The organism is Pseudonocardia sp. EV170527-09 (genome assembly GCF_008369905.1).
In the GTDB taxonomy this organism is placed as follows: domain Bacteria; phylum Actinomycetota; class Actinomycetes; order Mycobacteriales; family Pseudonocardiaceae; genus Pseudonocardia.
This window is the reverse complement of the sequence record NZ_VRMC01000049.1, coordinates 35,164-45,256: the sequence shown is the minus strand read 5'-3', so window position 1 is coordinate 45,256 and position 10,093 is coordinate 35,164. Positions and strand designations below refer to the sequence as shown.

Below are 10,093 nucleotides of genomic sequence, written 5' to 3'. Positions count from 1 at the left end.
CGGCAGCTAAGCCTTCCAGCGCCGATGGTACTGCACTCGCCAGGGTGTGGGAGAGTAGGTCGCCGCCGACATTCAACATGATCAGGTGATGCCCCGGACTTTATTGTCCGGGGCATTACTTGTTTTCGGGGCTCTTTCCGATCCGCTCCACTACGTGGCCCGCCGGGTGCGGCACGTCGCACAGGTTTCTGTGACCTCGTATCCTCTGCAGGGTCTGCGAGGTCGTAGGACGGTGTGCGAGGTCGAACGCACCCAGGCGGGGTGAGAGTGGGCGCCGATCCGGTCCGGGAGGGTGGCCCCCGGTGACCCCGTCCACCGCGACCACACCGCCCCACCACGACCCTGCGCCGTCCGCGAGCCGCGACCCTGCGCCGTTGGCGAGAGGGGACATGAGAGCGGAGTCTCGGTCGTGGGACCAGCGGTGGAGAACAGCGGCCGGCGGGAACGCCGGCCACTGCAGGCGTCAGAGATCAGAACCCACGGCGTCGTCGACACACGAGAAACCGTCGGCGCGCAGCAGCGCCGCGAGCTCCCGGTGGACCCGCGCGGGCCAGAGCAGACCGCCGTAGATGAACCCGGTGTAGGCCTGCACCAGCGCCGCACCGGAGCGGATCCGCCGGTAGGCCTCCTCCGCGTCGGCGATCCCACCGACGGAGATGACGACCTGGCCGTCGTCGAGCCGGGTGCGCAGCTGTCGGACGACCGCCCGGGCACGCTCGGTCAACGGGCGTCCGGACAAGCCGCCGGCACCGGCAGCGGCGACGACGTCGGGAGCGGTGCGCAGGCCGTCGCGTGACACGGTCGTGTTCGTGGCGACGACCCCGTCGAGGCGCAGGCGCCGGGCCAGGTCGGCCACGGCGTCGAGGTCCTCCGGGGCCAGGTCCACGGTGACCTTCACGAGCAGCGGGACACGACGAGCGCCGGAGACCCGGTCCAGCTCCTCGCGGACCGCGACGAGCAGCGGCTCCAGCACGTCGACCTGCTGCAGGTCCCGCAGACCGGGGGTGTTCGGTGAGCTGACGTTGACCACGACGTAGTCGGCGTAGGCTCCCAGCGCGGCGGCGCTCGCGCGGTAGTCCGACGCCGCGTCCTCGGCGGGCACCGCCTTGCTCTTGCCGATGTTGACCCCCAGCACCGGCATCCCCGGTCCGGGGCGGGTGCGCAGCGCGGCGAGGCGCGGCCCGACGGTCCCAGCACCGGAGTTGTTGAAGCCCATCCGGTTGACCAGGGCGGCGTCGTCGACGAACCGGAACAGGCGGGGCCGCGGGTTCCCGGGCTGCGCCCGCCCGGTCACCGTCCCGATCTCGACCGCTCCGAACCCGAGCCTGCCGAGTGCGAGAACACCCTCGGCGTCCTTGTCGAAACCGGCGGCCAGACCGAGCGGGCCGGCGAACTCCAGACCCAGCGCCCGGGTGCGCAGCACCGGGTCCGACGGGGCGAGCCGCTCCGCGACCCGCTCACCCACGACGGGCGCGGTCCCGAGTGCGCGGACCACACCGAACCCCATCCGGTGCGCGGACTCGGACGGGAGGTGCCGGAGCACGTGGCGCATGAGGGCGTCGTACATGCCCTCATCCTCACACCGGCCTAGGAGGTGCGGCGGGACAGCCCCAGCTGATCGAGCATCCGGCGGTCGCGTTTCGTCGGGCGCCCCGCCCCGCGGTCGCGGTGGGCGAACAGCGGCTGCCCCGCGGGGGTCGGCTCCGGCGGGGTGTGGTCGACGTAGCACTCCTGCGCGATCGGCGCGCCGACCCGCTTCTCGATCACCCGGGTGACCTCGACGATCCGGTTCCGGTCGTACACCCGCACCCGCACCCGGTCGCCGACCTGCACCGTCGCGGCCGGCTTCGCGGGCCGGTCGTTGATCCGCACGTGCCCGCCGCGGCAGGCCGTCGCGGCGTCGGCGCGGGTCTTGGCCAGACGCACCGACCACAGCCACCGGTCCACGCGGGTCCCCTCCATCCGACCATCGTGCCATCCGGGAGGGCCGTCCGGGCCGATCCGGCGCTGCGGTCGGGCGGCGGCGGTCCGCTCGCCGGGCGTCAGTAGTGCACGACCCCCGGTGTCCCTCCACCCGCGGCGACGGCGTCCCCGGTGACGGCGACCGAACGGGGCGAGCACAGGAAGGTGATGATGTCGGCGACCTCCGCGGCGGTCGTGATGCGACCGATCGTCGTCGTCGCGTCGAGCTCCGCACGCGCCTGCGCCTCGGTGATCCCCGCCGACTCCGCCCGCGCGGCGAGGGCGGCGGGCGTCCGCTCGGTCTCGGTGACACCGGGGTGCACGACCGTCACGTTGATGCCGTGCGGACCCAGCTCCTGGGCGAGCGCCGCCGTCATCGAGGCCACCGCGACGTTGCGCACCGACCCCACCAGCGACGACGACCTCCGCGCGTTCAGACCGCTGACGTTCACGATCCGGCCCCACCCCTGCGCGCGCATCAGCGGCGCGACGGCCCGCGCACACCGCAGGTAGCCGAGCACCTTCGTCTCCAGCTCGATCCGCACCGCGTCGTCGGTGATGGAGGCCAGGTCGGTCGGCGGGCCCGCGCTCGCCGGATGCGCGGCGGCGTTCACCAGCACGTCCACCCCACCGAGCCGGTCCGCGACCGCGGCGACGCCTCGGCGGACCGCGTCGTCGTCGGTGGTGTCGACGGCGACGGCGAGCACCTCCGGTGCCCCCTCGGCGCGCAGCGCGGCCGCGGCGGACTCCAGGGCCCCGGCGTCACGCGCGAACAACGCGACCCGGGCGCCCCCGTCGGCGAGCGCCCTGGCCGTCGCCAACCCGATGCCGCGGCTCCCGCCCGTGACGATCGCCCGACGCCCGTTCAGTTGCAGATCCATGACACCCACCGTGCCGCAACGGTGGCGGGGCCGCAGGCGTCTACGGTGTGCGCGTGGCTGAGCCGATCGACTCCGTGCTGGTGGTCTTCAACCCGGGCAGTACCGGAGATGCCGACGTGCTCGCCGAACAGCTGCGCGACGAGCTCCACGCCGCCCGGCCCGAGCTGAGCGTACGGCTGGTACCCACAGAGTACGCCGGGCACGCCCGGGGCATCGCCCGGGACGCCGCGTCCGCCGGTGGGCGCCCGCTCATCGTCTCGGCGTCCGGCGACGGCGGCTACAACGAGGTCGTCAACGGGATCATGGACGTGCCGGGCACCGCCGCCGCGGCCGCCGTGCTGGCCGCCGGGAACGCGAACGACCACGACCGCGTCACCGCACGTCGTCCGCTGGCCGAGGCGATCCTCGACGGCCGCCCCGAGCCGATGGACCTGCTTGAGATGCACCGCGACGAGGACCCGCCGCGCTACGCGCACTCCTACATCGGGTTCGGGCTGACCCCGGTCGTCGCGCTGCAGATCGAGAAGGGCGGCAAGGGCAGCATCCGGGAGGTCATCACCACGGTGCGGGCGTTCTGGGCGTTCACCCCGTTCGAGGTGGAGTTCTCCCGCGGCGACCGGCGCCGGATCGACAACCTGGTCTTCGCCAACATCGGCGAGATGGCCAAGGTCGCCGAGTTGTCGGCCACCAGTCGTCCCGACGACGGCCGGTTCGAGGTCGTGCTGCTGGAGCACCGTCCGAAGTGGAAGCAGCTCTGGGTGGCCGCCCGGGCGGCGTTCTCCGGACTCGGCCGCCAGCCCTCCACATCGGACTTCCGGTTCACCGCGTGCGGGCCGATGCCGGTGCAGATCGACGGCGAGGTCGACGAGGTCGCGGCCGGGACCGCGATCCGCATCCGCTGCGCGGCGGGGGCGTTGAACGTCGTGCGCTGACGCCCGGCCGGTCACGGGGCGAGGCTGAACTCCACCGAGCCGAGGTCGTCGCCGAAGCTCGCCCGGACCCGGGCGCCACGGTGCACGGGCACGGGGCTGGTCGTCGTCCCCGTGGTGACGACCGTGCCCGCCTCCAGCCGGAGCCCGTAGCCGGGCAGGACGTCGGCGAGCCAGGCCAGTGCCGCCCACGGGTCGCCGAGGACGGCCGCGCCGGAGCCGGTCGCCGTGGCGTCGTCGACCCGGAGGGTGGTCGGGGTCGACGCGAGGTCCAGGTCGAGAGCACCGGGCAGCTCCGGGCCCAGCACGAACCGCCCGGCGCACGCGGCGTCGGCCAGCATCGACGGCGCGCCGGCCGCGACGAAGTCGGTGAACCGCGACTCGGGCAGCTCCACCGCGCCGTGCACGGCGGCGACCGCGGCCCGGAGCTCCTCGCGGGTCGCGTCGGCGCCGACCGCCGCGCCCATGACGAACGCGAACTCCGCCTCGGCGACGGCCATGTGCAGGTCGTCGGAGGGCACCACGTCGCCGGGGGAGTGCCGGAACCGCTCGAACAGCGCCCCCGGCAGCGGGGCGTCCACCCCGATGTGGGCCTGCCCGGCGGGCGCGGTCGCGGCGAGCTTCCAGCCGTAGGACGGCCCGGCCCGCTCCGACAGCCTGCGTTGCGCGCTGAAGCCCTCGGCGAGGCTGCGCGGGCGCAGCAGCTCCGGCAGCGCGGCGATCCGCTCGCCGGTGGTCCAGGCCTGCCACAGCGCACCGGCGGTGCCGTCGGCCCGCACGAGGTCGACGGCGGTCGGGTCCATTCCGGCGGAGGTGTTCTCGACGCTCATCGGGGCGGCATCCTGCCAGGGCCGCGGGTCAGCCGTCGTGGCCGGTCCGGGCGCGCAGCACCTCGGCGACGCGACGGACCCGGTCGTCGGCGAGCGCGTCCTCCAACGACACCGGCAGCGGGATCCGCCAGTTCGGGTACTCGTCGACGGTGCCGGGCAGGTTCGGCTGCCGGGTCTCGCCCAGCACGTCGTAGAGGGAGGCCAGGACCAGCCGCGACGGCGCCGACGCCAGCAGCGCGTGCAGCGCGACGACGATCGTGTCCTCGTCGGTCTCGTCCGGGGAGTCGAGCAGCCCCTCCGCGGTCAGCAGCGCCAGCAGCTCGTCCCGCTCGGCGCCCGCCTTCGCCTCCTCGGTCGTCGGGTCGTCGAGCAGCCCCAGCTCGGCGCGCACCCGCACCTGCTCGCCGGCCAGGAACCCGGGCGCGGTCGGCAGGTCGTGGGTGGAGATCGTCGCGACCGACCGCTCGGCCCAGCGGCGCGGCGGGCGCAGCGGACCGTCGTCGCCGCCGGTCACGGGGTCGGGGTCGCGGGAGAACCACAGCACCGTCGAGCCCAGCAGGTTCCGCTCGGCCATGTCCTCGCGGATCCGCGGGATCACCGTGCCCAGGTCCTCACCGACGACCAGCGCGCCCGCGCGGTGGGCCTCCAGCAGCAGGACGGCGAGCATCGCGTCGGCGTCGTAGTGGACGTAGGTGCCGCGGTCGGCGGTCTGCCCGGACGGCACCCACCACAGCCGCCACAGCCCCATGACGTGGTCGATCCGCAGGCCGTCGGCGTGCGCGAGCAGCGCGCGGGTCATGTCGCCGAACGCGGCGTAGCCCGTGTCGGCGAGCCGGTCCGGGCGCCACGGCGGCAGGCCCCACGTCTGACCGCGCTGGTTGAACGCGTCCGGCGGGGCACCGACCGTCGCGTCGAGCGCGAGCACGTCCTGCAGCATCCACGCGTCGGCGCCCTCGGGATCGCAGCCGACGGCGAGGTCGTGGATGACCCCGACCGGCATGCCCGCGTCCTTCGCTGCGGCGCGGACCGCGGCCAGCTGGGCCTCGGCCTGGCGCTGCACCCACGCGTGGAACGCGACCCGTGGGGCCAGCTCCTCGCGGGCCGCGGCGACCCCGGGGCCGTCCGGCCGGCGCAGCTCCGCCGGCCACAGCGACCAGCGGCCGCCGTAGCGCTCGGCGAGGGCGCAGTAGGTCGCGAAGTCGCGCAGGTCGTCGCCGGGATGGCCCGCGCTGCGCCACAGCGCCTCCAGCGCGGACCGCTTCGCCGCCCACACGCGGTCGTGGGCGATCCGGTCACCGGTCGTCTCCGGACGCAGCGCGTCGACCTCGGCGCGGGTCGCGGCGTCGGCGGCCACGTAGGCGGGCAGGTCGGTGATCCGCAGCGCCAGCGGGGTGGCGTAGCGGCGTGTACGGCGACGGCTGCACCGGCGGCACCGGGGTGATCGCGTGCAGCGGGTTGAGCAGCACCGCGCCCGCCCCGTGCCCGCCGCGGATCAGCGCGGTCAGGTCGCCCAGGTCGCCGATGCCCCACGACCCGCGCGAGTGCAGGGCGTAGAGCTGCAGCATCCAGCCCCAGGTCCGGGGCGGGTCGGGCAGCGTGGGCGGTGCGACGACGACGTGGGCCCGCCCGGCCGTCGTCTCCAGCGCGTAGCGGCCCGGCTCCAGCCCGGCGGGGAGCTCGCCGTCGACGTCACGGGCCCAGCCCTGCTCGCCCCGCGCGCCGTCGACGGCGGTCAGTCGCCCGCGGCCCGGCACGGTGCGGGAACGGTCGCTGCGCAGCCCGATCGTCGGCGGCAGCGCCCCGGCGCCGGCGCGCTCGCGGGCCCCGGCGAGTGCCACGCGTTCCGCGTCGGGGGAGGCGACGTCGACCTCCAGCAACCCGAGGACGGTGCGGACCACCTCCGCGTCGATCCGCTGCTCGGTCCTGCTGCCGTCGAGGTACGAGGTCGCGACGCCGTGGGCGTCGGCGATCTCGGCGAGCTCGGGGGTCACCGGGTCGCTGGTCATGGGTCGATCCTGGCGGATGAGCAGCAGTCCGGCCCGGCCGCACGGGGTGAGACGGGCAACGTCGGTGACCGACACGCGGGACGCCTCCGCCCACCCCCGGTCAGGGGGTCCGCGGTGCTACGGTGCGTCGCCGGATGCGCCGAGCGGGTCACCGTGACCGGCCGGGCAGCGGGGCCCGGCGACGGGCACCTCCTCCTGGGCCGCACCGTGTCGTGGACGACGGTTCGCGCAGCTCCGGCAGGAGGACTTCGCAGATGTCGACGTGGGCCCTGCTCGGGCTGGTTGTGGTGGTGGTGCTGGTGGCCGTCGGGATCGCCGGGTTCCTGCGGTGGGGGCGGGGCCGGGAGGACGACGTCGCGTCGTCCGAAGGGGACCGTCCGCGCACCGTCGCCGATCTCGTCGACCGCCGCGCCCGCGGCCTCGACGACGGGTCGCGCAGGCTCGCGCCCGACCCGTCGCCGGGACCTCCCGCGTCCCCTTCCCCGGTGTCCCCGGTGGACGAGGACCTGCCGGAGCCCGAGGCCGCCGAGGAGCAGGCCACGGACCGTGCGGGCTCCGGGGCCGCCGCCGCGGTGGACGACGATCCCGGTGACGCGGCCTCCGCGACCACGCCCGTCGCCGTGGTCGGCCCGCGGGAGGAGCGTCCGCGGCCCCCCGCCGTCGCGGACACCGTGGAGGAGTTCGGCCCCTCGTCGTCGGCGCCCGACATCACCGAGGCGGTCGGCGCGGCCGACCCCACCGACGAGCTGCCGGCGGTCCCGCGGGTCACCCCCGACGTGAGCGCCGGGCCGGTCGGCCCGCCCTGGTCGCGCGGGTTCAAGGACGGCAAGCCGCTCGAGCCCGTCGAGCCGGCACCGGTCCGGCGGACCCCGACCCCGACGCCGTTCGTACGGCGACGGGCCGTCGCGGACCCGGCCGCCCGCGCCGCCGACGAGGTGACCGTGATCGGCGGCCCGGGACCGGACAGCTCGGCGCCGGACATCAGCACGCCCACCTCCGGAACCGGGGTCGCCGGGGACACGTCGACGACCGCCACCGGGGAGCCCGCGGCCGCGTCCTCGGCGGACGCCGAGGTTGCCGCGTCCGCCGGGACCGCGTCCGCTGGTGACACCGCCGGGACCACCGCGGCGGGGATCGCGGCCTCCGGGGCCGCCGTCGACGAGAAGGCCGTCGACGAGAAGGCCGGCGATGCGAAGGCCGGCGACGAGGCCCACGACGAGGTCGACGAGGCCCGGCCCGCCACCACGGCGCAGTCCCGCGCGCCGTTCGACCCGGACCTGGTCCGGCGGGTCACGGCACTGCCGTCGGAGCGCACGTCGGTGCGCGCCCCGGCCGACCCGGACACCGAGCGGGAGTTCCGCGAGGCCCGGGACCGCATCTCGACCCCGCACACCTGGGCGGGCCGTGTCCCCGAGCAGGCCGGCGCGCCCGAGACCGCCACCGACACCTCCCCGGTGAGCCGGATCCCGTCGATCGGGCTCGCGGCCGCCGGCGGTCGCGCCGCGCGCGAGACCGGCGACAACCCGGAGCCGCCGCCCCGGCCCGCCCCGCGGGTCCTGCGGTCGGTGCGTCCGGGGAACGGACCGCGGCACCTCGCCCCGTCGCTGCGCGGGACGCCCGCGGCCGACAGCGGCCCCACAGAGGACAACGCGGAGGACACCGCCGACGCCCCCACGGCTCCCGATGACACCGCGGCTCTCGACGACACCGCGGCCCCCGAGGTCGCCCCTGTTCGAGGACCGATGGGAGACGGCCCGACGGGAGACGGCCCGACCGCCGACGACACCCCGGTCGCCGCCACCGCGCCCGACACGACCGCCCCGACCCCGCTCCACCGGGAGCCGCACGAGCAGGGACCATCGGAGCAGGAGCGGCAGGAGCCGCAGGAGCAGGACCCGCAGGCCGAGGCCCCGACTCCGGATCCCACCATCCCGGAGCGGTCCTCCACCGCCCCGGAGGCCGAGGAGGCCCCTGTGCACGCCGGCCCGACCACCGCCGTCCGCCCCGACCGCGCCGAGGACGTGGCCCTGTCCGTTCCCCGGACCGGTCCCACGCCGTCGACGGTCGTACCGGGCACCGCGCCGCAGGACATCGAGGTCCGCGTCGTCGACGCCACCGACGCCCCGCTGCGCGGCGCCGAGGTCGCGCTGCGCGACCGCTCCGGCGGGTCCCTCGGCTCCGCGACCACCGACGCCGACGGGACGGCGCAGGTCACGGCGCCGGGCGCCGGGGCGTTCGTCGTCGTCGCCCGTGCCGACGGGTACCTGCCCGGCGTCGCCACCTGCACCGTCGGCGACGACCGGGCCGGCACCACCCTGCGTCTGGTCGCCGCCGCCGCGGTCCACGGCTCGGCGCCCGCGGGCGCCGTGGTCGTGCTCTCCCAGGACGGCGACCCGGTCGCCTCGTCGACCGCCGCGGCGGGCGGGACCTACCGCCTCACCGACCTCGACCCCGGCCGCTACCTGCTCACCACGGGCGACGGCCCGGGCGTGGAGGTCGAGCTCGTCGCCGGCGACGACGTGCGGCACGACCTGGCGGGCTGATGACCGGCACCACGGAGGTCCACGGCCGGCTCCCCGGCGTCGGTGGCATCGAGCTGTTCTGGCAGGGCCGCCTCCCCGCCGAGGAGCCGACCGGCGTCCTGCTCGTCAGTCACGGCATCGGCGAGCACTCCGGCCGCTACGCCACCGTCGTCGACACCCTGGTCCCCGACGGCTGGGCCGTGTACGGCCTCGACCACCGCGGCCACGGCCGCTCCGGCGGCACCCGGGTGCACGTCCGCCGCTACGACGACCTGCTCACCGACTTCGAGACGTTCCGTCGCGAGACGATCGCCCGCCACCCCGGCATCCCGGTGTTCCTGCTCGGGCACAGCCTCGGCGGCCAGATCGCGCTCGCCTACGCGCTGCGCCACCAGAACCGCCTCGACGGGCTCGTGCTGTCTGCTCCCGCGCTCGCCTCCGACGCCGTCCCGGCCGCGCTCGTCCCGCTGCTGTCGGTCGTCGCGAAGGTGCTGCCCACGGTCCGCCCGGTCGGGATCGACACGTCCGCGATCAGCTCGGACCCGGCCGTCGTCGCCGACTACGACGCCGACCCGCTCGTGCACCACGGCCGCCCCACACTGGCCCTCGGCGCGGAGATCTACCGGCAGATGGCCGAGCTGCCCGTCCGGGCCGCCGAGCTGCGGATCCCGCTGCTCGTGCAGCACGGCACCGCGGACCGGCTCACCGACCCGGCGGGCACCCGGCTGCTCGACGAGCGCTCCGGGTCCGCCGACACCACCGTGCTCTGGTACGACGGCTTCTGGCACGAGATCTACCACGAACCGGGCCGGGCGGCCCCGCTCGCGGACCTGCGGGACTGGCTCGACCGGCACCGCGACGCGGCCCGCCGGGTGACCTGACCCGAGCGATCTCCCGCCTCACCGCGCCGGATCCGTCCCGGTGGTGCGATCCTGGGGCCGGAACGGCAGAACGGGGTGGCGC

General features: G+C 76.0%; 9 protein-coding genes. 3 read left to right on the top strand and 6 right to left on the bottom strand.

Annotated elements, in window-relative coordinates:
* Nucleotides 1-463: 463 nt before the first annotated feature.
* The 3 genes from FVA95_RS16615 to FVA95_RS16605 all read right to left on the bottom strand — a co-directional run bounded on the left by FVA95_RS16615 (nucleotide 464) and on the right by FVA95_RS16605 (nucleotide 2,843).
* Nucleotides 464-1,567, bottom strand: a complete 1,104-nt coding sequence (locus FVA95_RS16615) for a quinone-dependent dihydroorotate dehydrogenase (protein ID WP_149665029.1) — start codon at nucleotides 1,565-1,567, stop codon at nucleotides 464-466.
* A gap of 20 nt (nucleotides 1,568-1,587) precedes the next feature.
* Nucleotides 1,588-1,962, bottom strand: coding sequence for an RNA-binding S4 domain-containing protein (locus FVA95_RS16610; protein ID WP_149665028.1), 375 nt, complete (start codon nucleotides 1,960-1,962; stop codon nucleotides 1,588-1,590).
* Between the two features lie 80 nt (nucleotides 1,963-2,042).
* Nucleotides 2,043-2,843 (bottom strand): SDR family NAD(P)-dependent oxidoreductase, encoded by an 801-nt coding sequence (locus FVA95_RS16605; protein ID WP_149665027.1) that lies wholly within the window; start codon nucleotides 2,841-2,843, stop codon nucleotides 2,043-2,045.
* Nucleotides 2,844-2,896: 53 nt separating this feature from the next.
* Between FVA95_RS16605 and FVA95_RS16600 the strand changes: the two genes are divergently transcribed.
* Nucleotides 2,897-3,775: a diacylglycerol kinase family protein gene (locus tag FVA95_RS16600; protein WP_149665026.1), complete on the top strand. Its 879-nt coding sequence runs from the start codon at nucleotides 2,897-2,899 to the stop codon at nucleotides 3,773-3,775.
* An 11-nt stretch (nucleotides 3,776-3,786) separates the two neighbouring features.
* Here FVA95_RS16600 and FVA95_RS16595 read toward each other — a convergent pair whose 3' ends face one another.
* The 3 genes from FVA95_RS16595 to FVA95_RS33510 are packed head-to-tail and all read right to left on the bottom strand — an operon-like array spanning nucleotide 3,787 to nucleotide 6,608.
* Nucleotides 3,787-4,602, bottom strand: coding sequence for a 2-keto-4-pentenoate hydratase (locus tag FVA95_RS16595; protein WP_240051545.1), 816 nt, complete (start codon nucleotides 4,600-4,602; stop codon nucleotides 3,787-3,789).
* 28 nt (nucleotides 4,603-4,630) lie between these two features.
* Nucleotides 4,631-5,956: a 4-alpha-glucanotransferase gene (malQ, locus tag FVA95_RS16590; protein WP_255474653.1), complete on the bottom strand. Its 1,326-nt coding sequence runs from the start codon at nucleotides 5,954-5,956 to the stop codon at nucleotides 4,631-4,633.
* Entirely contained in the window at nucleotides 5,895-6,608 is a 714-nt protein-coding gene (locus tag FVA95_RS33510) for a 4-alpha-glucanotransferase (protein ID WP_255474652.1), read from the bottom strand. Before FVA95_RS33510 ends, malQ begins: the two co-directional genes overlap by 62 nt.
* A gap of 254 nt (nucleotides 6,609-6,862) precedes the next feature.
* On the opposite strand from FVA95_RS33510, the gene FVA95_RS16585 reads away from it, so the two are divergent.
* Nucleotides 6,863-9,151, top strand: coding sequence for a carboxypeptidase-like regulatory domain-containing protein (locus tag FVA95_RS16585; protein ID WP_149665025.1), 2,289 nt, complete (start codon nucleotides 6,863-6,865; stop codon nucleotides 9,149-9,151).
* Entirely contained in the window at nucleotides 9,151-10,011 is an 861-nt protein-coding gene (locus FVA95_RS16580; RefSeq protein WP_149665024.1) for an alpha/beta hydrolase, read from the top strand. The genes FVA95_RS16585 and FVA95_RS16580 overlap by 1 nt, the downstream gene beginning before the upstream one ends.
* Nucleotides 10,012-10,093 lie beyond the last annotated feature (82 nt).

Coding starts and splice junctions, on each gene's coding strand:
- FVA95_RS16615 (WP_149665029.1), bottom strand. CDS start 1,567: ATGTACGACGCCCTCATGCGCCACGTGCTCCGGCACCTCCCGTCCGAG.
- FVA95_RS16610 (WP_149665028.1), bottom strand. CDS start 1,962: ATGGAGGGGACCCGCGTGGACCGGTGGCTGTGGTCGGTGCGTCTGGCC.
- FVA95_RS16605 (WP_149665027.1), bottom strand. CDS start 2,843: ATGGATCTGCAACTGAACGGGCGTCGGGCGATCGTCACGGGCGGGAGC.
- FVA95_RS16595 (WP_240051545.1), bottom strand. CDS start 4,602: ATGAGCGTCGAGAACACCTCCGCCGGAATGGACCCGACCGCCGTCGAC.
- FVA95_RS33510 (WP_255474652.1), bottom strand. CDS start 6,608: ATGACCAGCGACCCGGTGACCCCCGAGCTCGCCGAGATCGCCGACGCC.
- FVA95_RS16585 (WP_149665025.1), top strand. CDS start 6,863: ATGTCGACGTGGGCCCTGCTCGGGCTGGTTGTGGTGGTGGTGCTGGTG.
- FVA95_RS16580 (WP_149665024.1), top strand. CDS start 9,151: ATGACCGGCACCACGGAGGTCCACGGCCGGCTCCCCGGCGTCGGTGGC.